Source organism: Streptomyces sp. NPDC031379, assembly GCF_055569615.1.
The window spans coordinates 186,580-205,942 of record NZ_JBVIIT010000020.1; the positions used below are offsets into that span (position 1 = coordinate 186,580).

The window sequence follows — 19,363 nt, forward strand, 5'->3', positions numbered from 1 at the left end:
CGGGCCGAAGTCCGGGGGCGACGACCTCTCAGCCGGCCGTGTGGTCGACGCGCATCCGCACCTGCTCCTCCAGGCGCCGCAGACTGCCGTCGAGCGCGTCGTACACCGCCTGCTCGCCCGGGTCGTGGCCGGCTTCGAAGAAGGACAGGTGCACGGTCACCTCGCTGGCGCCGCTGCCGATGCCGGCCACCTGCAGCCAGCCGGCGTAGCTGCCCTGCCCCCGGGTGCCCCACTCCAGGCGCATCTGGTCCGGCTCGGACCGCAGCAGGGCCGGCATGTCCTGGCCGGAGAGGTCCTCGTGGACGGTGACGGCGGGCGGGTCCTCCACGTCGACGTGCAGGGCGTCCGGGAGCCAGGCGTCGAGCTGGGTGACGTTGGCCGCCTGGTCGAAGACGTGCTCGGGCTGTGCGGGCATCGTGCGGGAACGTTCGTACTCGGCCATGGTCGTACCGCCCTCCGGTCGGAAGTCGTACCCCGACCGCGTGCCCCGTTGACGGGGACCGAAAAGCCCCACCGCGATCGGGCGGCAGAACCCCCTCGCGCGGGTGGTCACAGGCCCAGGGAGATCGCCATGCGGGTCAGCTCGGCGGTGTTGGTGATGTTGAGCTTGGCCCGGATCCGGCGCAGGTAGGCGTCGACGGTGTGGGTGGAGAGCCCCATGTGGCGGGCCGTCTGCAGGTAGGTGCGGCCGGCGGCGATGTGCCGGAGCGTCTCCCGCTCGCGCGGAGCCAGCGCGGGGGCGGGGGCTGCGGTGTGCGGAAGGGCGAGAGTGGCGCTCATGGGGGTTCCTCCGGCGGACGGCTCGGGGGGTGCTGCGCTGAGGCGACAGCGGGGAAGGTCTCTGACCGATTAGGGCCTTTTGCCCTTGTTTCAATAGATTGCGCGCCCGACTTCATGGGGATGTCCGCCGACTGTCACAGGCGTGTCACAGGGGCGGAGGAGCGGTTTGACCCACTCCTCCGCCCCTGTGCCGTACCGGTCCGCCGTCAGGCCATGGCGTCGCGTGCCGTCCGCTCCACCAGGGAGATGCCGTCGCTCATGGACGCGCTGCCGTTCGACAGGACCGCGACGAGATACCGGTGTCCCTTCACGGTGACCTGTCCGACGCTGTTGACGTCCCACAGGCCGGAGGGGTTGCGCTGCAGCCAGCCGTTCTTCAGTGGCCCCCGGGGGCCGGAACCGGAGAGTGCCGAGACCCCCCAGGTCTGCTCGGACACGACATGGCTCATCAGGGTGCGGATGTAGGCCCGGGACTCCGCGTTCAGCGCGGCGGAACCCGCGGTCGCCGTCCTGTCGGTGTCGAACACGGCGCGCAGCAGCCGTATCTGGTCGCTCGCGGTCGTCCGGGTCAGCCCCCACTTGGCGCCCGGGCCGCCGGTGGTCGAGGTCAGCCCCAGGCGCTTGTTGGCCGCGGCCAGACCGGAGGACCGGCCGATCTCCCGCCACAGGGCGTTGGCCGCCGCGTTGTCGCTGCGCGTGATCATCGGCTCGGCGCGTCCGCGCTCCTGGGCGGTGAGGTGCCGTCCCGCGTCCTGCGCCTTGAGCAGCAGCGCCGCGAGGATGTCGACCTTGACGATGCTGGCCGTGTCGTACGCCGTGTCCGTGCCGTGGACCACCGGTGTGCGGCCGGGGCCGTCCAGGTCGAGCACGGCCGCCGTCGCGTGCGCCGCCTTCCCGCGGTCGGGCGTGGTGCCGGCGGCGGCCGCCGGTGCCGGGGTGAGCAGGCCGAGGGAGAGCAGGGCCGCTGTCGACGCCGCGAGGGCGCCGGCCGTGCGACGTGCCGTGGGGGAGAGGTGGGACGACATGGGTCATGAACGTAGACAAAACGCGCGTCCGGCGACGTGGCTCCCGTCACTCCGGCCCCTGTTCGCCCCGAATTGTGAGAAGAGCCACCGTTGGGGCGCATCGCTGAGCCCGGTCGTTCCCGCGGCGGCGTGTACGCACGGCCGGGTCGCCGTCCTCGCCTATCGTCAGCCAGACACCGACATCCGGAGTGATAATGGAAAAATCGGATGAATTGGTTGGTGGGGTCGACGGTGCGACGGTCGTACCCGTCACTCCGCCCCTGCGCCGCGGCCGGCCGTGGCCGTTCGGCGCCGCTCTCACGATCGTGGCCGGTGCCACGGCCGTGCCCCTCCTCGCGGACACACAGTGGCTGGACCAGCCGGCCGTCCAGGCCTGGCGCACCGTCTGCCTGGCGATCACCGTCCAGGCGCTTCCCTTCCTCCTCCTCGGCACCGCCCTGTCCGGCGCCATCAACGCCTTCGTACCCGCCGATCTCTTCACCCGGGTGCTGCCGAAGCGGCCCGCCCTCGCCGTGCCCGTCGCCGGAGCCGCGGGCGCGGTGCTGCCGGGCTGCGAGTGCGCCTCCGTCCCCGTCGCGAGCAGCCTGATCCGCCGGGGCGTCACCCCGGCCGCCGCCTTCGCGTTCCTGCTCTCCGCGCCCGCCGTCAACCCCGTCGTGCTGACGGCCACCGCCGTCGCCTTCCCGGGCGACCCCGCGATGGTGGCCGCCCGGCTGCTCGCCTCCCTGGCCACGGCGGCCGTCATGGGCTGGCTGTGGCTCTGGCTGGGCAAGGAGGAGTGGCTGCGGCCGGCCCTGCGGCACCGGCACACCGGCCACCGGCACGGCCACAGCCGCCGGACCGAGTTCCGCCTCGGCTTCCAGCACGACTTCCTGCACGCCGGAGGCTTCCTCGTCCTCGGCGCCATGGCCGCCGCCACCTTCAACGTCGCCGTGCCACGCTCCGTCCTCGACACCTTCTCCGGCTCGCCCTGGCTGTCGGTGCTCTTCCTGGCCGCGCTCGCCGTCCTGCTCGCCGTCTGCTCGGAGGCCGACGCGTTCGTCGCGGCCTCGCTCACCGGATTCCCGCCCACCGCGCGGCTCGCGTTCCTGGTCGTCGGCCCCATGGTCGACCTGAAGCTCATCGCCCTGCAGGCGGGCACCTTCGGGCGCGCCTTCGCCTGGCGGTTCTCGACCGCGACCACCATCGTGGCCGTCGCCGCGAGCGTCCTGATCGGAGGCGCGCTGCTGTGAAACGCCCCGTCCAGTCACTGCTCCTGACCCTGACCGGCGTCGGCCTGCTGCACACGACCCTGTTCACCGACACCTACCTGCGCTACGTCAAGGCCGGACTGCGTCCCCCGCTGATCGCCTCCGGCGCGGTCCTGCTGCTGCTCGGCCTGGCGGGGGCGGCCGCCCGGGGCGGGCGGCACGGCGCTCCGGAGGCGGGCCACGACCACGGCCACGGCCACGACCACTCCGGCACCCCGCGCATCGCCTGGCTGCTCTTCCTCCCGGCACTGAGCCTGCTCTTCCTCGCCCCGCCCGCCCTGGGCGCCTACACCGCGGCACGCTCCGGCAGCCGGCCCGTCACCGTGCAGAAGGGATTCGCTCCGCTGCCCGCGACCTCCCCCCTGCCGCTGACCCTCACGAACTTCACCAAGCGGGTCCAGCAGGACCGCAGCCTGGCCATCAAGGGCCGCGCCGTCCTGCTGACGGGCTTCGTCACCCCCTCCGGGGAGGACGACGGCTGGTACCTCACGCGGATCGTCTTCACCTGCTGCGCCGCGGACTCACAGACCGTCAAGGTGCGGATGTACGGCTCCGAAGCACCGCCCGCCGACACCTGGCTGGCGGTGACCGGCACCTGGCATCCCCGGGGCGCCCTCGGCACCCGGACCGCGGAGGCGGCGCTCGACGTCACGGACGCCCGCCCCGTCGCCCAGCCGGTGAACGCCTACACCGACGACCTGCCCCTGCGCCCGTCCTGACCCACGGTGGCGGAGTCCTACCGCGAGGTCGTCGCCGTCATGCCGCCGGACGCTCTTCTCTGGCGGTCCGGCGCCGCCGCGCGCAGCGTGGAGACGAGGGGACGACGGGCGAGGCGGACGCATCTGCCGCAGGAGAGGTGACACACATGGACAGGGATGTCTCCAGGCCCCGGGTCGTGGTCGGGGTCGACGGCTCGCCGTCCTCGTACGAGGCGGTGCGCTGGGCCGTACGCTACGCCGCCCTCGTCGGCGGCACCGTGGACGCGGTCGCCGCATGGGAACTGCCGGGTCTCTACGGATGGTCGGCACCCGCCGTGGACATGGACGTCGACAAGGACGAGGCCCGGCAGCGGATGGCCCAGGAACTGAACGAGGCGCTCGGCGCGGACGCGGCCGCCTCCGTCACCACCCATATGGCGCACGGCAACCCCGCCGAGGTTCTGCTGCGGGCCGCCGAGGGCGCCGAGATCCTGGTCGTCGGCAGCCGGGGCAGAGGCGGCTTCGCCCGCGCTCTGCTCGGTTCCGTCAGCCACCGCGTGGCGCAGCACGCCGGCTGCCCCGTCGTGATCGTGCGCGCCACGGAATCGTGAACGCGGACGCCGCGGGGCGGTGAGTTGCGTGCCGCGGGGCCGTGGGCGTGCGTGCCGCGGGGCCGTGGTCGTGAACGTCGCGAGGCGGTGGTCCTTCGCCGTCCTCGCGCCGTCACGGCCGGTACGGCTCCAGGTGGGAGGCGAGGACCGCCGCCTGCACCCGGCGCTGCACGCCCAGCTTGGCCAGCAGCCGCGAGATGTGGTTCTTGACGGTCTTCTCCGACAGGTGCAGCCGCTTGCCGATCTCCCGGTTGGTGAGGCCGTCGCCGATCAGGGCGAGGATGTCCCGTTCGCGCGGCGACAGGCTCGCCAGCTCGGGCGGCAGCGACGGTGTGTCGGCCGGGTCGGCCCGCAGGGAGCGCATCAGGCGGGCCGTGGTCGCGGGGTCCAGCATCGACTGCCCGGACGCGACCGTACGCACGGCCGACACCAGGTCCGAGCCCTTGATCTGCTTCAGCACGTACCCGGACGCCCCGGCCATGATCGCGTCCAGCAGGGCGTCCTCGTCGTCGAACGAGGTCAGCATCAGACACGCCAGCTCCGGCATCCGGTCCCGCAGCTCCCGGCAGACCGAGATGCCGTTCCCGTCCGGCAGGCGTACGTCGAGCACGGCGACGTGCGGGCGCAGGGCGGGGCCGCGGACGAGCGCGTGTTCCACGGTGTCGGCGTCTCCGACGACGGAGATGTCCGGTTCCGCGTCGAGGAGGTCGGCCAGGCCGCGCCGTACCACCTCGTGGTCGTCCAGCAGGAACACCCGGATCGGGTCCTGCTCCGTGAAGGTGCGTGTCTCGGTCATGGTGACCTCTCGTTTCCCCGGTCGGATGGACTGCGGGCCGTCCACGAGGCCGATCATCACCCGAGCGGGCCCGACGCACTAGGGCCGACCGGCCCTGTCCGCTCCGGCACGCGCGGCCCTCCCCGCGCGACCGATGCTCCGCACCGAGGAGAATGCACGTAGGGAGGCAGCCGTTCCGCGCGACCGCATCGGGGCCCGGAACGTCTTCGTCTTCGCATGGGGTGATGACCATGATGGAACGGCCGATCGTCGTCGGCGTCGACGGCTCCGAGTCGAGCCTGTGCGCCGTGGACTGGGCGGCCGACGCGGCCGCCCTGCGCGGGGCACCGCTGCGCCTGGTGTACGCCTCGCTGTGGGAACGCTACGAAGGCGCCCTGATCGCCCAGGAGGCCGGCAGGCCCGCCGAGGAGGTGATGGCCCGTGACGTCGTCGGCACCGCGGAGGACCGCGCGCGGCGCCGTCGGCCGGGACTGAGCGTCACCACCGATGTGCTGCCCCAGGAGCCCGAGCGCGGGCTCGTGCTGGAGAGCCTGACCGCCCTCGCCGTGGTGCTGGGCAGCCGGGGCCGCAGCGGGATCGCCGAGGTCCTCCTCGGCTCCGTGGGCGTGACGGTCGCCGGGCACGCGCACTGCCCGGTGGTCGTGCTGCGCGGCGGTCACGACCACCAGGTCCGGTCCGGGCCCCCCGGACGCATCGTCCTCGGCGTGGCCGGGCCCGCGAGTTCCGCCGCCGTGCGGTTCGCCACCGAGGAGGCCGTGCTGCGCGGCGTGCCGCTGGAGGCCGTACGCGTCTGGCGGCGCGCCGGGCACGCCGTCCGCGGTCACCTGCCGCACCCGGGCAAGCCCGCCCCCGTACCGGAACGGGAAGCCGCCGAACTGGTGGAGAAAGCACTGCGGGACGCGCCGGACGGCCTGGAGCTGCGCCGGCGCACCGTCGAGGGACGCGCCCGCGACGCCCTGCTGGCCGCCTCCCGCGACGCCGGGCTGCTCGTCGTCGGCGCCCGTCACCGGGTCGGCCGCGCCGGCCTGCAACTGGGACGTGTCGCCCACGGCGTGCTGCACCACGCGGCCTGCCCGGTGGCCGTCGTACCGGACACTCCGCCCCACCCGGCCGAGGAGTCGTCTCCCCCCGGCGACGACTAAGGGAGGCTGCCGGTCTCCGGCAGGTGCTCGGGGATGCGCGGGTGCACCTCGAAGACGTCCCGCAGACCCGTCATGCGGAGCAGCCGCAGGAAAACCACGTCGTCCGCGACCAGCCGCAGCCTGCCGCTCCGGGCCAGCGCCCGGTTGCGGGCCCGGCACAGGACGCTCAGCCCGGAGCAGTCGATGAAACCGACCGGCCGCAGGTCCAGCACCAGGTCGGGGCGCGGGTGCGCGGTGAGCGCGTCCAGCCGTTCCGCCAGAGCGGGCGCGGTCAGCAGGTCGATCTCCCCGTGGAGGGGGAGGACCGTCGTCCCGCCGGGCGCACGGTGGACCGCGACGGCGGCGGGCCCGGCGTGCTCCGCGGCCCCGGACCGCGTGTGGTTCTCGGACATGGGAGAAGCGAAGCGCGACCGCGGGGGTGCCGGATAGGGCCGATCGGCCCTTGCTCGAGGCCGTCCACGGCACCGGGACCGCGGCCGCGCCCCGGTGCGGGTGGCGCCGGCATGCGGACGGAGCGGCACCGCGGGGGATCGGTGCCGCTCCTGATCCCACTGTGGGTCGGCGCGCGCGGCCTGTCCAGTGCCGTTCGGCCCTTGAGAAGGCGGACCGGAAATCCCGCCCCTGGGCGGCCGCCGCCGTCGCGAACGTCGTACGCGGTGCCGTCCGCCGGGTGCCCGTGCCGTCCCCGGCCGGGTACCGCTACGGTGGCATTGACCCGACTGTTCCGGGTCGCCGCACCGAGGGCACTGGAGGAACGGTGGCGAGCCCCGAGGCGCCCCGTGTACGACTGCCGCAGCTCAAGCTCGACGAACTGCTGGAGGAGTTGCAGGCCAGGATCGACGCGGCCCGAGGGACCCGCGACCGCGTGCACAGCCTGCTGGAGGCGTTGCTCTCCGTCGGCCGGGAACTGGACCTGGAACAGGCCCTGCGCTCCATCGTGGAGGCCGCGGCGGTCCTGGTGGACGCCGAGTACGCCGCCCTGGGCGTCATCGGCCCGGACGGAAAGAGGCTGTCCGCCTTCCACACCGTCGGTGTGAGCGAGGAGGAGATCAAGCGGATCGGCCCGTTCCCGGAGGGGCACGGCATCCTCGGCGAGCTGATCCGCCACCCGCAGTCCCTGCGCCTGTCGAAGATCTCCGAGCACCCCGCCTCGTACGGCTTCCCGCCGGGGCATCCGCCGATGAACAGCTTCCTCGGCGTTCCGATCCGGGTCCGCGACCAGGTCTTCGGCAACCTCTACCTGACCGAGAAGCGCAGCGGGGCGGAGTTCGACGAGGAGGACGAGTCGGTGTTGTCGACGCTGGCCGTCGCCGCGGGCGTCGCCATCGACAACGCCCGGCTGTACGAGGAGTCCCGGCTGCGTGAGCGCTGGCTGCTGGCGAACGCGGAGATCGGCCACAGCCTGATGTCCGGCAGCGCACGAGCCGAGGCCCTGGACCTCATCGCGGAGCGGGCCCGCGAGATCACGGGCTCGGCCCTCGCGGCCGTCGCGATGCCCATGGAGGACATCGACGCCCTTTCCGTGGAGATCGCCGTCGGGGCGGAGGCGGAGGTGCACCGCGGACTCGTCCTGCCGCTCGGAAACAGTCTGATGGGCCTGGCCTTCTCCGCCGCTGTCCCGGTCACCAGCGACGACGTCGTCCACGACGACCGGATCTCCCCCGAACCCCCGCGCTTCCGCGGACTGGGTCCCGCCGTGGCCGTCCCCATCGGCACCGGCGAGGGCGGCGTGCGAGGTGTGGTCCTGGTGGCGCGCGCGTCCGGGTGCCCGGTCTTCTCCAAGAAGGAGACCGAGATGCTCCAGGGCTTCGCCGCGCAGGCCGCGATCGCCATGGAACTGGCCGAGCGGCGGCAGGACGCCCAGCAGATCGCGTTGCTGGAGGACCGCGACCGGATCGCCCGAGACCTCCACGACCTGGCCATTCAGCGACTCTTCGCCACCGGGATGACCCTGCAGAGCGCGGGCCGCTTCATCGAGCACCCGGAAGCCGCCGAACGGGTGCTGCGGGCCGTCGACGACCTCGACGAGACCATCAAGATCATCAGATCGACGATCTTCGGACTGCGAGCACGCGCCGGCTCCGCCGAGAGCGGACTACGGGCCCGGGTCGTCCGCGTGGCCGGCGAGACGGCCCGGGTGCTCGGCTTCGCGCCCAGCGTGCGCATGGAGGGCCTCGTCGACACCGACGTACCGCGCGAGATCGCCGACAACGTGGTGGCCGTGCTCTCGGAGGCCCTCGCCAATGTCGCCCGGCACGCGCACGCCGACCGGGCCGAGATCCTGCTCGCCACCGACGGCCGTGAGGTGCGCCTCAGCGTCCGCGACAACGGCGTCGGCATCCCTCCCGACGGCCGGCGCAGCGGCCTGCGGAACATGGCGCAGCGGGCGGAACAGTTCGGCGGCCGGCTCGAGGTGAGCGGTGGCGACGGCGACGGGGCCAGGGTGGAGTGGCGGGTCCCGCTGCCCGGGGCGTAGGCGTTCCCCGCGAGGCGCGCGGCCGCCGGGGCCCTTTTCGGCGTCCGCAGAGCCGCGATCCGGCTCGGGGTGCACGATGGTGGTGTGACACTCGGTGGCCGGGTCCGGGAGACCGGCCCGTGCCCGCCGGCCGTCCGCCTCGCGCGCTCCGTGCGGGCGTGGTGGACGCACGGCGCGCGCTGACCGGGCCGCCCCGGCGCCCGGACCTCGACCCGGACCTGCCGACGCCGACCGGACCGGCGCGCCGTGAGGCGGAGCCGCCGGCGGACGAGAGGAGGCGGTGACGATGACCCGGACACCTCCCACGACGGTCACCCCGGTACGGCTGTGGCGATGGCGGCGCAACCCGCTCCGACGGCACAGCGACGTCGTCGAGGCCTGGATCGTCCTCGCCACCTGGTTGCTCGTCCTCGTCGGCGGGGCTTTCGCGGGTGTCGTCGCCGCGCACGCCTCCGATGCGGCGTTCTCGGCCCGCCGGGCCCAACTGCAGGCCGTGTCCGCCGTCCTGACCGACGACGCGGCGCGGACACCGCCTGCCGGGTCCGGATACGACGACGGCCGGGTCTGGGCCACCGTGCGCTGGACGGACGCGGACGGTTCGGTGCACACCGACCGGGCGAAGGTCTTCCCGGGAGCGTCCGCCGGAAGCCGGATGACGGTGTGGACGAACCAGGCGGACCGGGTGGTCTCGGCACCCGTCACCGGAGCCGCGGCCGACCTGCAGGCTGCCCTCACCGGTGCGCTGGTGGCCCCGTCGGCCGGAGCGGTCGTCTGGTGCGCGGGCTGGGTCGTCCGCAGCCGGCTCATCCGGCGCCGCATGGCCGAGTGGGACGAGGAGTGGAAGCAGATCGGGCCCCGGTGGGGCAATTTCAGCGGTGCCTGAACGGCGGCCGCCTGCCGGTGCCGTCACTCCTCGCCGGCCGCGACGAGACGGCGGTCCACCCCTACGGCACCCCCGCGGTTCGCCCCCACGACACCCTCGACGCCCCGTGCCGCGGCGGCACCGAGTTCAGACCAGCCCGCCGCTCCCGTACGGGGCGTACAGGTCCAGCAGCCGGACCCGGGAGGCATGCAGCCGCTGCGCGACCACCCGCCCGACCCAGACCGCGATCGCCCGCCCGAACTCCGGGTCCTCGACGCACCTCTCGCGCACGGCCCCTGCCTCGAACTCGTAGGCCCGCACCGGGCTCATCGCCTCGGCGCCCAGATGCCAGACGTAGGGCGGGAAATGCCAGGACCAGCCGATGAGTTCGCCGTGCCCCAGCGTCTCGATGACGGCGGGGCGACGGCCGGGCACATGCAGGTCGAGGGCGACGGTGCCGGTGCGCACGATCCAGAAGCGGTCGGCGCGCCGGCCCTCCTCGAACAGGCGGGCGCCGGCCGCGAAGAAGGCCTCACGCGCGAGGCGCATCAGCCGGTCGCGGTGCACGGACTCGAGGGCCGTGGTCATGGTGGTGGCGGAGGTCATCGCACCGGCTCCGTTCGGGCCTTGTGCTCCCGGCGCGGGCGTCGTGCCCTGCTGTTCCCAGCGTGGGCAGCCCCGGCACCCGGCACCATGGGCCGCTCGGACCCTCCCGGGGCCCTTCGGCCCGCGCCCCGGTGAACGGCACGCCGCGCACGCCGGCAGCGCGAAGGACAGGACCGGCAGCGCGAAGGGCGGGACCGGCAGCGCGAAGGGGAGGACCGGAAACGCGAGGGGCAGGTCAGGGCGGGAAGGGCCATCCGCTTCTCGCGGATCCTGATTGCGCGGTGCGCGGTTCCCGTCCGCTTCTCCGCGTCTGTCTCGAGTCCTTCCCGCCACTACCAGCACACCACGGAAATCTCCGGCCCACCAGGGCCGGCGGGCCCGGATTCCGCGTCCGTACCTGCCCGGCAGACGGCGGCCCACCCGCGTACCCGGGTCCGCGTCTCGCCGTCGCGTCCCCCGAAGGGGTTGTTCCGGTGGCTCTGTGCGGCCCTCGGCGCATGGCCGGGGCGCAGCGGGTGAGACATCCGGCATGCAGCAACCGACTCCGGACGGCCCGTTCCCGGCTCAGCGCCCCTGTCGCCGGCACCGACCGAGGTCGTCCTCACCGCGGACTTCACGGACACGGGACAGTGGGTGGCGGGCCGGTCATGGGCCTATCCCGACGGGGGCCCGGCGGGTGGAACACGGCCTGCTGACCACGGAGGGCGGCGCGCAGGGCTTCCGGCCGCGTCCCGGCGACGTGCTGGAGGCCCGGGTGCGGCCGCCCCGCGAGGTCGGGGCGTGGCCGGCGATCTGGACCTGGCGCGACGGCGACCAGGAGATCGACGCTTCGAGTACCACCCGGACCATCCGGACCTCCTGGAGTTCGGCAACCACGTGCGCGGTACCGGCTCCTCCTTCCGCGACGACGCCGTCGGCCCCGGCGCCTGGGCGGACCTGCGGACCGAGTTCGGGGCCCGCTCCGTCGCGTGGTGGGTGAACGGCTCGCGGGTCTTCTCGGACGGGCGCGGCGTGGGACGTGGCCGGCACGCCTGTCTCCTCGTCAACCTGTCGGTCTGCGCGGGCCGTTATCACCCCGCTCCGGCACCGGAGACGGCCGAGATGTCGTTCGAGGTGAGCAAGCTCGTCGTACGCCGCCCGGTGGTGGACGGGGGCGTCTCGGGCAGGACGGCGTCCGCCGAGGCCGGGGAGCCGGCCGCCCTGGACGACATGGCCGGACAGCGGACTCCGTCCTCCCCTCAGCCCCCCGCGGGCATCGGACAGAACTCAGGACTCCAGGGCGTCGCGGACGCTCGGGCAACAGTCGATGAGGGCGGTGAGGCCGACGATCTCCAGGGTCCGCAGGACCGGCCTGCGGACTCCCGCGAGCCGCAGCCGGCCGCTCGGGCCGTGGGCCTGGTGGGCGGCGATGAGGGCGTTGATGCCGCTGGAGTCCATGAAGGCCACGCCGGTGAAGTCCGCGACGGTGCGTGCTGCCGCCGCGGGCTCTTCGGGCGCCAGCGCCTGGCGGAGCAGACCGGAGGTGTGGTGGTCGATCTCCCCGGTCACCGTGACCACGGCGACGCCGTCGACGACGGCACGGCTGATCGCCAACCGGTCCGGATCGGCCGGTTCCTTGGTGTCCGCAGTGTCTGTCACGTATCCCTCGACAACGCTCGACGATTCTTGACCAGAGCTTCCCCCACCAGGTGGCTGCCCCGGATCGCCCGCGGGATGCCTACCCGGCCCCGCTCAGCGCCCGCCCGCTCCCGCCCCTGTCCCACCCAGCCCGCGCGTTCGTGACCGGCAGGTGTGCGGGGCGCGAAGGCGGGTACACGCGCATCCGTGAACGGGGTGACGAAGCATGTCCGAAGGGAATCGGGCGCCCTCCACGAGGGGCCCTCGGTGCCGGACCACGAGCCGCCGCACATCGCGGTCGAACTCGACGGCGGCGACGGCGGGTGCATCGCCGAGGCCCGCGACCGGGCGGGAGCCTTCCTCGCCCGGGCGCAGGCCGTGCACGGGCTGCCGGTGACGGCCCGCACGATGCATCTGGCCCGGTTGGTGGTCAGCGAGCTGGTCACCAACGCCTGCAAGTACGCGCCCGGCCCGGTGCTGCTGCGGGCGCGGATCGCCGACGGGGCGGTAGAGCTGGAGGTCTGGGACAGCGATCCCGTCCTGCCGGTGGCCAGGGCCGCCGATCCGGGCCGGGTGGGCCAGCACGGTCTGGAGATCGTGATGGCCGTCGTCCAGGGCTTCGAGGCGCGCCGGGAGCCGGTCGGCAAGCGCATCACCGCCCGGATCGCCCTGTGGGACGACCCCGTCGGCGGCCTCACCGCACCCGGCCCCCGCTGACGCGCGCACCGCGCACGACCCGACGGGCGGCCATCGGCGACCGTGTCGGCCACGCCGGTGAACGGCGGCCGGCCGTGTCGTACCCGTCGCACGGCCGTGCCCGGTCGCACCCGCCGCACGGCCGTGTCGCACCCGCCGCCCCGGCCACGTCGGACACACTGACAGGCCACCAGGTGAACCGGCCCGCCTCGCGGAGAACGGAGCGCACGATGCGCAGTGGCACGGTCGAGGCCGACGGAGCCGAGCTGTACTACGAGGTGCGCGGAAGCGGCCCCGCCCTGCTGCTCATCAGCGGGGCGGGAGGAGACGCCGGGTACTACTCCGGCATCGCCGCCGAACTGGCCGACGCCTTCACCGTGATCACCTACGACCGGCGGGGCAACTCCCGCAGTACCGGGCGGTGCGGCACCCCCATGCGGCTGGCGCGGGAGTCGGCCGACGCCCGTGACCTCATCGTCGCTCTGGCCGGCGGGCGGGCGCTGGTCTTCGGCAACAGCGGAGGCGCGATCATCGGGCTCACCCTCGCCGCGTCGCATCCCGAGGTGGCCGCGGGCCTGATCGCCCACGAACCGCCCGCGGTGAACGTCCTGCCCGAGGGCGACCCCGCGCGAGGCTTCTTCCCGGAGCTGGCCGCACGGTACGCCGCGGGCGGCGGACCCGCGGCGGGCCGGCGGTTCGCGGAGACGGTGCGCGGGGAGGGCACCTATCGCTGGCCCGACGATCTGTGGCAGCGGTTCCTGGGCAACCAGGACCATCTCTTCGGATCCGAGTGGGCGGCCTTCGCCGGCTTCCAACCCGACGAGGCGGCGCTGCGGGCCGCGCCGTTCCCCATCGTGCTCGGCGCCGGCGCGGAGGATCGCGGCACGTACTACGCGCGGCCCTCGGTGGAGATCGCCCGCCGGATCGGCGCGCGGTGGGCCGAGTTCCCGGGCATCCACATAGAGTTCCTCCGGGGCCCGGCGGTGTTCGCGGCGGCGCTGCGGGCCCTGGCCACCCAACTGCTCAGCGACGGAGGCCGCGTGCCGCAGTTGTGGGAGGGCCCCACCGATACCCGCTGAGCGATCTCCCGCACCGCACGGCGCCGCCTTGTCGTGGGGGGCGTGCCACGGCGACTCCGGCGGGCCCGACTCAGGGGTCGTCGACGGCGCCTTCCCGCCCCTTCGTGAAACTGCCGTGGCGCCGCACCGCATGCCGTAACGCCGCACCGCAGGTCCGCACCCGTCTTCCGGCCACCGCCGGTCGGTTCGCCTCCCCGGTGCCTCCCGACGCACAGGGCCCCCACCGGAACACCTGGTCCGCTGGGGGCCGTTGGGCCGGGCCGGCCGATGACGGGCTCCGTCCGGCGGCGTCAGTGCCGCACCATGACCCGGCTCAGCGCGGCCACGCCGAGTGCCGCGAGGGCGATCTGGATGAGCCATTCGACCCAGTCGACGCCCTTGGTGTCCGCGACACCGACACCGGCCGCGACGGCGGTTCCGATGAAGGCGGCGACGATACCGATCACGATCGTCCACAGGATGCCGATGTGCTGGCGGCCGGGGACGGCGAGCCGTCCGAGGACGCCGATCACGATGCCGATGACGAGCGCGCTGATGATCCCGGATATCTCCATGACTGGTATGCCACCCCTCTGTCGTCGATGGCATACGAGTGCCCGTTCGAAATTGCGCCACGCCTGTCCGTACGGCAGGCAGACTTGAGGGGGTGTCAGCTGCGACCGCGGGCACTCGTGAGGTGGCCACCGCCGGTGAGGGTGGCCGGGCGGGAAGGAGGGTGCGGGGTGGGCCCGGTTTCAGGGGCACTGCTGGGGGCGCCGGCGGGCGGCGCCGGCGGTGAGGCCGGGTGGCAGGCCTGGGCCGCGCTCGGCGCGCTGGTGCGGCGCCCGTTCCGGCGGGGCACCGGTGAGGCGGCCGATGCTCCCGAGGTCGGCTCCGGCGGGGCGGAGCCGGCCCGGCTGCGGGAGGCTCCGGCCGACCTGGCGCGCGCCCAGGCGCTGAGCACGGCCCTGGTCGTCCGGGCCGCCGTCGACGCAGGCTTCTCGGCCGGTCCGTGGGACTGGCACGAGCGGGCGCGCGAGCTGCGCACCGGCGACGCCGACCTGCACAACGCGATCAGCGGCGGCACCTTCTCCGGCCCGGTGGTCCTGGGCCGCGACGTCCACGGCACCTCCTTCCCCGCCACCCCGCCCCGCCCGCGCCTCCGACGGGGAGCTGAGTGCTGCTGACACCCCGGGTTTGTTACATTGCGCAACCACGCAACCGAGGTGAACCATGGGGGTGGGAGATGAGCGACCCGTGGGACGGGACCGCAGGTCAGGCCACGCGTAGCGCCGGCGCACGGGTGCCCGGGCAGCGATCGGCCGGCTCCGGCGGGACGCGTCCGCCCGGTGGCCGGGTTCCGGGTCGGCCGACCGCCCGCTCCCGCGGCAGGCGGATGCTGAGGATCCTCGGGACATGCCTGTCCGTGCTCATCGTGGTCACCTCCGGCGCCGGCTGGTGGTTCTACCAGCACCTGAACGGCAACATCCACAGCGTCTCGCTCGACGGCAAGGGCGGCACGGAGAAGGCCGACGCCTTCGGCCGTACCCCGATCAACATCCTGGTGATGGGCTCGGACGGCCGCACCAGCAAGGCGGACTGCAAGCTGGGCGGCGGCTGCTCGAGGACCGGCGTGCAGTCCGGCAGCAACGCGGACGTGCAGATGGTGCTGCACATATCCGCGGACCGCTCCGACGCCACCGTGATGAGCATCCCGCGCGACACCATGACCAAGGTCCCGGCCTGCAAGGACAGTGACTCGGGCCAGTCCACGAAGGGCTACTACGGGCAGATCAACAGCGCGCTGCAGTACGGTCCCGCCTGCCAGGTGGCCACCGTCCACCGGCTCACCGGCATTCCCATCGACCACTTCGTCAAGCTCGACTTCTCCGGCGTGGTCAAGATGTCCGACGCGGTCGGCGGTGTCCCGGTATGTGTCAGCGACGACGTCTACGACACCTACTCGCACCTGAAGCTGTCCCGGGGCACCCACACCCTGAAGGGTGTCGCGGCCCTGGAGTTCGTCCGCTCCCGGCACGGCTTCGGCGACGGCAGCGACCTGGGCCGGACCGTCTCGCAGCACATCTTCCTCAGCGCGATGATCCGCAAGTTCAAGAGCGCGGGCACACTCACCGACCCCACCGCCGTCTACGCCCTCGCCGACGCCGCCACCAAGGCGCTGACCGTGGACGACGGCCTCGGCTCGGTGAAGAAGCTGATCGGGCTCGCGACCGATGTCAACAAGGTGCCGGCCAAGCGGATCACCTTCACGACGATGCAGACGGCCCCCGATCCGGGCAACAGCGACCGTGTGGTGGTCGGCGCGGGCGCGAAGTCCCTGTTCGCCGCGATCGCCGGCGACCGGTCGCTGACCGCCGGGTCGGGCAAGAAGTCCACCGCGGCCTCCGCGACCGCGAAGCCCACGGCCACCGCCCCGGCGGTGCCCGCGTCCGAGATCGCCGTCACGGTGGAGAACGGCACCGGTATCACCGGCCGCGCCTCCGCGGTCGCCACCGCCCTGACCGAGCAGGGTTTCAGCCCCGCCACGACCACGGGCAACGCCCCGAGCCCCGCCGCGACCACCACCCTCACCTACGGCACCGGCCAGAAGGGCGCGGCCCGGACGGTCGCCAGGGCGCTCGGTCTGTCCGGCGCACGGCTGAAGCAGGGCACCGGCACCGGCCTGACCCTCGTGGTCGGCAGCGACTGGCCCAGCGGCACCAGCTACCCGGGCGGCGCCTCCGCGCCCGCGCCCGCCGACACCAGGGCCGCGGTCTCCGACGCCCACGCCTCCACCGCCGACCAGGCCGAGGCCTGCGCCAGGGTCAGCCCCTACCGGACGGTGGAACTCAACGGGGTGCCGATGACGCCGTCCCAGGCCTACGCCGCGGCGCGGAGCAAGCCCGACTCCGACGCATGACGAGCAGGCCCCGGACCGGCGGTCGGTGCGCCGGGGTCCGGGGCTCGGGCGATCAGGGGCTGGCGATGTCGAAGCCGTACCGCACAGGCCCGTCGGTCACGGTGTAGTCGCGGCGGTAGAGGTACACCGCTTCCGCGCGCACGCCGTCGACGGACTCGGCCTCCAGCCGGCAGGGGTACGTCACCTGGATCACGCGCGGCCGGTCGGAGACCTTCATCCGCAGTCCGTCCGCGGGCCCTCCGTCGAGCACCGCGATCTCCCAGCCGGTCACCTCGGTCGTCTCCACGGCGACAGTTTAAAGGTTGCGCAAGTCTCCGCCGCGTGAGACGGGTCACGGCCGGCCCTTCGGCGTCGTGGCAGGTCAGGGGCGCGGTGCGGTCGAGTCCCGGTCGACGACGGAGCCGCTGATCACCCGGTCCGAACCGGACGGCGCCGCGTCCTGATCCCTGAGCGCCCCGGCTTCGCTCTTGAAGATGCGGGCCGCCTTGCCGGCCGACCGCGTCAGTTCGGGCAGTTTCCTGATCCCGAGCACCACGGCGACGACCACCAGGATCACGGCCAGCTCGCTCAAGCCGAACATCGGACCTGCCCTCCGCATGCAATCTACAGTGTTGTAGAAGTATCTCCCGGCGGGTGATCGTCCGACAAGCCCGCCCCGGTGCGCGGGCCCCTCAGATCCTGCGCCAGCGCGCGTCGCACCACGAGAAGAGACCGAACGCGGCCAGACCGAGCGCGATCACGGCGAGCAGCCAGGGCCCGGCGGGCAGATCCCGGAAGGCGCGCAGGGTGTCGTCCATGCCCTTGGCCTTGCCGGGCTGATGCTGGACGGCCGCGACCACGGCGAACACGCCCGCGACGGCGAAGACGACCCCGCGCGCCGTACCGCCCGTCACGCCCAGGACGTCGCAGACCCGCTCCGTCCGCCGTGACATGTCCGTGGTCCGCAGGTCCTCGCGGAACTTCCGCCGCGCGGCCCGGACCGCGATCCACAGCCCGGCGACCACCACGGCCGCACCCGCGATCCCCACGATCCACTGGCCGCCCGGCCACTTGAGCGCCTCTGCGGTGACGTCGTCGGTGTGCTTGTCGGAGGAACCGCTGCCGCTGCCCCGGTTCCCGGCCGCATAGGACAGCACCGAGTACGACAGGAAGACGTAGAAGGCGAAACGGCCCGCGTTCGCCGCCCGCTTGGTGAGCCGGGAACCCTTGGGGCCCGCCCCGCCGAAGACCGCCTCCGACAGCCGCCACAGTCCCATGCCCGCGAGCGCGATCCCCACGACCCACAGCATCACCGACCCGAACGGCTTGCCGGCCAGCTCGTCGAGAGCACCACCGCGGTCGGCCTGCTGCCCGCCGCCGTCACCGTCGAACGCGATCTGCAGCGCGATGACGCTCACGAGTACGTAGATCAGCCCGCGCGCGGCGAACCCCGCCCGGGCCGCGGCGGCCATCGCCGTGCTGTCGGCCGCCCGGCGGGCCTGAAAGCGTCCCCGCAGTTCCCATGACTGTGTCCCCATACCTCGCCGATGCCCCCGCGCCCCGGTCCGACACCTGGTCCACGGGCCGTGGCCGCGCACGCCGCTACCCGGTCCGCTGCGAGGCGGCCGCGGTGGGGCGCAGGTCGGCGAGAGTGAGGGGACGGACCGGTGGGTCGGGCAGGGCGAGCCGCGATGTGGTGTGCAGACGGTGGTCGACGTGCAGCAGCTCGCCGGACTCCATGAGCCGCCAGTGCGGGTTCTCGTCCAGGGGCTCACTGGCCACCACGACCGCGGGACGGTCGCCCAGGCCCGCGGAGCGTACGCGCAGCCGGCCGTGGCGGCCGCTGTGGTCCAGATGCCGCGATCCGTGATGGCCGCCCGCGGGACGCTGGAGCACGTACAGCTCGTGCGTGGCGGGATACCGCAGGGCCCACAGGCCCTCGACGGTGACGAGAACGATGTTGAGGGCGTACAGGGGCAGGTTCTCGGCCGTCCAGCGTGCCGCCGAGACGATGCCCGCGGACACGTCGCCGCCGTGCGCCGCGGTCTCCCGGGTCACCAGGGCGAAGAAGCGCTCGGAATCGGTGTCGCCGCGCACCAGCGAGAGGTCCGCGCCCAAGTGGCGGTCGAGTGCGTCGAGCCCCTCGATCACGCCGTTGTGCGCGAACAGCCGCCCCTCCTGCTCGAAGGGGTGGGTGTTGCGCACGTCCAGGCCTCCGGTCGAGGCGTAACGGATGTGGGCGAGGAAGGTGGCCGACTCCACCTGCCGGGCCTCCTGGGCGAAGGCACGGTCCTCGTAGGCGGCGATCGGTGCCTTGTGCACCTCAGGGGTGCCGTCCCCGGCGAAGTAGCCCAGGCCGGTGCCGTCGGGTTCGCGGCGACTCTGGGCGCTGAGACTGTCGGGGGCGTCCAGCAGCCAGAACGTGGCGTACGTGCGCAGGGGAGAGCTGCTCAGCCCGAAAAGGCGGCACACGACATCCTCCTTCGTCTCCGGCCTCCGCGGGAGGCCGTGGCCGGTCTCCCGCCGGAGGCCGTGACCGTGCAGTGGCCTGATGACCATGGTCCCGCGCTCGGCGCACCCCCGCATGTGGCGCGCGGGGCGCCCGAGGCGGGACGTGCCGAGGGCGCGTCCCGCCCGGCCGGCCCCGTCAGCCGTCGATCTTGTGCGGGACAGGCATGCATCCCGGGTGGCCGGGTAGTCGGCGTGTCGTTGACGACACCGGCAGTGACGGACCCATCCGGGAGGGGAACACCATGACAGCGCAGACCGTGGCGGGCCAGGTGACGCGGACGGCAGCCGGGTTGCCCGAGGTCGCCGATCCTTGTGGCGTGGCTCCCCGGGACGCGC

General features: G+C 73.6%; 23 protein-coding genes. 10 read left to right on the top strand and 13 right to left on the bottom strand.

From position 1 onward, the window contains the following. Positions 1-28 precede the first annotated feature (28 nt). From ACZ5CW_RS27540 to ACZ5CW_RS27550, 3 genes are all read right to left on the bottom strand, one after another. Complete coding sequence (locus ACZ5CW_RS27540; protein WP_468605896.1) at positions 29-442, bottom strand: SRPBCC family protein; 414 nt, start codon at positions 440-442, stop codon at positions 29-31. 107 nt (positions 443-549) lie between these two features. After that, positions 550-780 (bottom strand): response regulator transcription factor, encoded by a 231-nt coding sequence (locus ACZ5CW_RS27545; protein ID WP_468605899.1) that lies wholly within the window; start codon positions 778-780, stop codon positions 550-552. Between the two features lie 206 nt (positions 781-986). Beyond that, complete coding sequence (locus tag ACZ5CW_RS27550) at positions 987-1,805, bottom strand: serine hydrolase (protein WP_468605901.1); 819 nt, start codon at positions 1,803-1,805, stop codon at positions 987-989. Positions 1,806-1,999: 194 nt separating this feature from the next. Between ACZ5CW_RS27550 and ACZ5CW_RS27555 the strand changes: the two genes are divergently transcribed. From ACZ5CW_RS27555 to ACZ5CW_RS27565, 3 genes are all read left to right on the top strand, one after another. After that, on the top strand, positions 2,000-3,037 hold the full coding sequence (locus ACZ5CW_RS27555; protein WP_468605903.1) for a permease: 1,038 nt from the start codon (positions 2,000-2,002) through the stop codon (positions 3,035-3,037). After that, the gene (locus ACZ5CW_RS27560) at positions 3,034-3,774 is read left to right on the top strand and encodes a TIGR03943 family putative permease subunit (protein WP_468605905.1); all 741 of its coding nucleotides are present in this window, start codon (positions 3,034-3,036) and stop codon (positions 3,772-3,774) included. Before ACZ5CW_RS27555 ends, ACZ5CW_RS27560 begins: the two co-directional genes overlap by 4 nt. A gap of 146 nt (positions 3,775-3,920) precedes the next feature. Continuing rightward, entirely contained in the window at positions 3,921-4,364 is a 444-nt protein-coding gene (locus ACZ5CW_RS27565; RefSeq protein ID WP_468605907.1) for a universal stress protein, read from the top strand. A 112-nt stretch (positions 4,365-4,476) separates the two neighbouring features. Here the strand turns inward: ACZ5CW_RS27565 and ACZ5CW_RS27570 are convergent, their stop codons facing one another. Then, complete coding sequence (locus tag ACZ5CW_RS27570; protein ID WP_468605909.1) at positions 4,477-5,160, bottom strand: response regulator; 684 nt, start codon at positions 5,158-5,160, stop codon at positions 4,477-4,479. A 233-nt stretch (positions 5,161-5,393) separates the two neighbouring features. On the opposite strand from ACZ5CW_RS27570, the gene ACZ5CW_RS27575 reads away from it, so the two are divergent. After that, positions 5,394-6,302 carry a universal stress protein gene (locus ACZ5CW_RS27575; protein ID WP_468605966.1) on the top strand — a complete coding sequence of 303 codons (909 nt, stop codon included), beginning with the start codon at positions 5,394-5,396 and terminating at the stop codon, positions 6,300-6,302. On the opposite strand, the gene ACZ5CW_RS27580 is transcribed toward ACZ5CW_RS27575, so the two are convergent. Next, positions 6,299-6,694: an STAS domain-containing protein gene (locus tag ACZ5CW_RS27580; RefSeq protein ID WP_468605911.1), complete on the bottom strand. Its 396-nt coding sequence runs from the start codon at positions 6,692-6,694 to the stop codon at positions 6,299-6,301. The two genes, ACZ5CW_RS27575 and ACZ5CW_RS27580, sit on opposite strands and share 4 nt — an antisense overlap. A gap of 365 nt (positions 6,695-7,059) precedes the next feature. On the opposite strand from ACZ5CW_RS27580, the gene ACZ5CW_RS27585 reads away from it, so the two are divergent. After that, on the top strand, positions 7,060-8,778 hold the full coding sequence (locus ACZ5CW_RS27585; protein ID WP_468605913.1) for a sensor histidine kinase: 1,719 nt from the start codon (positions 7,060-7,062) through the stop codon (positions 8,776-8,778). Between the two features lie 286 nt (positions 8,779-9,064). Continuing rightward, positions 9,065-9,661 (top strand): Rv1733c family protein, encoded by a 597-nt coding sequence (locus tag ACZ5CW_RS27590; RefSeq protein ID WP_468605915.1) that lies wholly within the window; start codon positions 9,065-9,067, stop codon positions 9,659-9,661. A 126-nt stretch (positions 9,662-9,787) separates the two neighbouring features. Here the strand turns inward: ACZ5CW_RS27590 and ACZ5CW_RS27595 are convergent, their stop codons facing one another. The 3 genes from ACZ5CW_RS27595 to ACZ5CW_RS27605 form a co-directional block, all read right to left on the bottom strand. Beyond that, a complete protein-coding gene (locus ACZ5CW_RS27595; RefSeq protein WP_468605917.1) occupies positions 9,788-10,246 on the bottom strand; it encodes a cyclic nucleotide-binding domain-containing protein in 459 nt (152 codons plus the stop codon). Positions 10,247-11,316: 1,070 nt separating this feature from the next. After that, positions 11,317-11,457, bottom strand: coding sequence for a hypothetical protein (locus ACZ5CW_RS27600; protein WP_468605919.1), 141 nt, complete (start codon positions 11,455-11,457; stop codon positions 11,317-11,319). Between the two features lie 55 nt (positions 11,458-11,512). Further along, complete coding sequence (locus tag ACZ5CW_RS27605) at positions 11,513-11,884, bottom strand: STAS domain-containing protein (protein ID WP_468605921.1); 372 nt, start codon at positions 11,882-11,884, stop codon at positions 11,513-11,515. A 246-nt stretch (positions 11,885-12,130) separates the two neighbouring features. Between ACZ5CW_RS27605 and ACZ5CW_RS27610 the strand changes: the two genes are divergently transcribed. Further along, on the top strand, positions 12,131-12,580 hold the full coding sequence (locus ACZ5CW_RS27610) for an ATP-binding protein (RefSeq protein ID WP_468605923.1): 450 nt from the start codon (positions 12,131-12,133) through the stop codon (positions 12,578-12,580). A gap of 209 nt (positions 12,581-12,789) precedes the next feature. Beyond that, a complete protein-coding gene (locus ACZ5CW_RS27615) occupies positions 12,790-13,638 on the top strand; it encodes an alpha/beta fold hydrolase (RefSeq protein WP_468605925.1) in 849 nt (282 codons plus the stop codon). A 290-nt stretch (positions 13,639-13,928) separates the two neighbouring features. Here the strand turns inward: ACZ5CW_RS27615 and ACZ5CW_RS27620 are convergent, their stop codons facing one another. Then, entirely contained in the window at positions 13,929-14,192 is a 264-nt protein-coding gene (locus ACZ5CW_RS27620) for a GlsB/YeaQ/YmgE family stress response membrane protein (protein WP_468605927.1), read from the bottom strand. 168 nt (positions 14,193-14,360) lie between these two features. On the opposite strand from ACZ5CW_RS27620, the gene ACZ5CW_RS27625 reads away from it, so the two are divergent. Both ACZ5CW_RS27625 and ACZ5CW_RS27630 read left to right on the top strand, forming a co-directional pair. Further along, complete coding sequence (locus ACZ5CW_RS27625) at positions 14,361-14,804, top strand: hypothetical protein (protein ID WP_468605929.1); 444 nt, start codon at positions 14,361-14,363, stop codon at positions 14,802-14,804. A 209-nt stretch (positions 14,805-15,013) separates the two neighbouring features. Further along, positions 15,014-16,537, top strand: a complete 1,524-nt coding sequence (locus ACZ5CW_RS27630) for an LCP family protein (RefSeq protein WP_468605931.1) — start codon at positions 15,014-15,016, stop codon at positions 16,535-16,537. A 52-nt stretch (positions 16,538-16,589) separates the two neighbouring features. Here the strand turns inward: ACZ5CW_RS27630 and ACZ5CW_RS27635 are convergent, their stop codons facing one another. The 4 genes from ACZ5CW_RS27635 to ACZ5CW_RS27650 all read right to left on the bottom strand — a co-directional run bounded on the left by ACZ5CW_RS27635 (position 16,590) and on the right by ACZ5CW_RS27650 (position 18,988). After that, positions 16,590-16,823: a hypothetical protein gene (locus ACZ5CW_RS27635; protein WP_468605933.1), complete on the bottom strand. Its 234-nt coding sequence runs from the start codon at positions 16,821-16,823 to the stop codon at positions 16,590-16,592. A gap of 75 nt (positions 16,824-16,898) precedes the next feature. Next, positions 16,899-17,117: a twin-arginine translocase TatA/TatE family subunit gene (locus ACZ5CW_RS27640; RefSeq protein ID WP_468605935.1), complete on the bottom strand. Its 219-nt coding sequence runs from the start codon at positions 17,115-17,117 to the stop codon at positions 16,899-16,901. Positions 17,118-17,208: 91 nt separating this feature from the next. Further along, the gene (locus ACZ5CW_RS27645) at positions 17,209-18,054 is read right to left on the bottom strand and encodes a DUF1206 domain-containing protein (RefSeq protein WP_468605937.1); all 846 of its coding nucleotides are present in this window, start codon (positions 18,052-18,054) and stop codon (positions 17,209-17,211) included. Between the two features lie 64 nt (positions 18,055-18,118). Then, a complete protein-coding gene (locus ACZ5CW_RS27650; RefSeq protein WP_468605939.1) occupies positions 18,119-18,988 on the bottom strand; it encodes a class II glutamine amidotransferase in 870 nt (289 codons plus the stop codon). Positions 18,989-19,363: the final 375 nt, after the last annotated feature.

Bases quoted from the DNA above. Each gene is read 5' to 3' on its own strand.
- ACZ5CW_RS27565 (WP_468605907.1), top strand. From the start codon at position 3,921: ATGGACAGGGATGTCTCCAGGCCCCGGGTCGTGGTCGGGGTCGACGGC.
- ACZ5CW_RS27620 (WP_468605927.1), bottom strand. From the start codon at position 14,192: ATGGAGATATCCGGGATCATCAGCGCGCTCGTCATCGGCATCGTGATC.
- ACZ5CW_RS27590 (WP_468605915.1), top strand. From the start codon at position 9,065: ATGACCCGGACACCTCCCACGACGGTCACCCCGGTACGGCTGTGGCGA.
- ACZ5CW_RS27580 (WP_468605911.1), bottom strand. From the start codon at position 6,694: ATGTCCGAGAACCACACGCGGTCCGGGGCCGCGGAGCACGCCGGGCCC.
- ACZ5CW_RS27550 (WP_468605901.1), bottom strand. From the start codon at position 1,805: ATGTCGTCCCACCTCTCCCCCACGGCACGTCGCACGGCCGGCGCCCTC.
- ACZ5CW_RS27575 (WP_468605966.1), top strand. From the start codon at position 5,394: ATGGAACGGCCGATCGTCGTCGGCGTCGACGGCTCCGAGTCGAGCCTG.
- ACZ5CW_RS27645 (WP_468605937.1), bottom strand. From the start codon at position 18,054: ATGGGGACACAGTCATGGGAACTGCGGGGACGCTTTCAGGCCCGCCGG.
- ACZ5CW_RS27600 (WP_468605919.1), bottom strand. From the start codon at position 11,457: ATGTCGTCCAGGGCGGCCGGCTCCCCGGCCTCGGCGGACGCCGTCCTG.
- ACZ5CW_RS27545 (WP_468605899.1), bottom strand. From the start codon at position 780: ATGAGCGCCACTCTCGCCCTTCCGCACACCGCAGCCCCCGCCCCCGCG.
- ACZ5CW_RS27640 (WP_468605935.1), bottom strand. From the start codon at position 17,117: ATGTTCGGCTTGAGCGAGCTGGCCGTGATCCTGGTGGTCGTCGCCGTG.
- ACZ5CW_RS27555 (WP_468605903.1), top strand. From the start codon at position 2,000: ATGGAAAAATCGGATGAATTGGTTGGTGGGGTCGACGGTGCGACGGTC.
- ACZ5CW_RS27615 (WP_468605925.1), top strand. From the start codon at position 12,790: ATGCGCAGTGGCACGGTCGAGGCCGACGGAGCCGAGCTGTACTACGAG.
- ACZ5CW_RS27570 (WP_468605909.1), bottom strand. From the start codon at position 5,160: ATGACCGAGACACGCACCTTCACGGAGCAGGACCCGATCCGGGTGTTC.
- ACZ5CW_RS27540 (WP_468605896.1), bottom strand. From the start codon at position 442: ATGGCCGAGTACGAACGTTCCCGCACGATGCCCGCACAGCCCGAGCAC.
- ACZ5CW_RS27595 (WP_468605917.1), bottom strand. From the start codon at position 10,246: ATGACCTCCGCCACCACCATGACCACGGCCCTCGAGTCCGTGCACCGC.
- ACZ5CW_RS27630 (WP_468605931.1), top strand. From the start codon at position 15,014: ATGCTGAGGATCCTCGGGACATGCCTGTCCGTGCTCATCGTGGTCACC.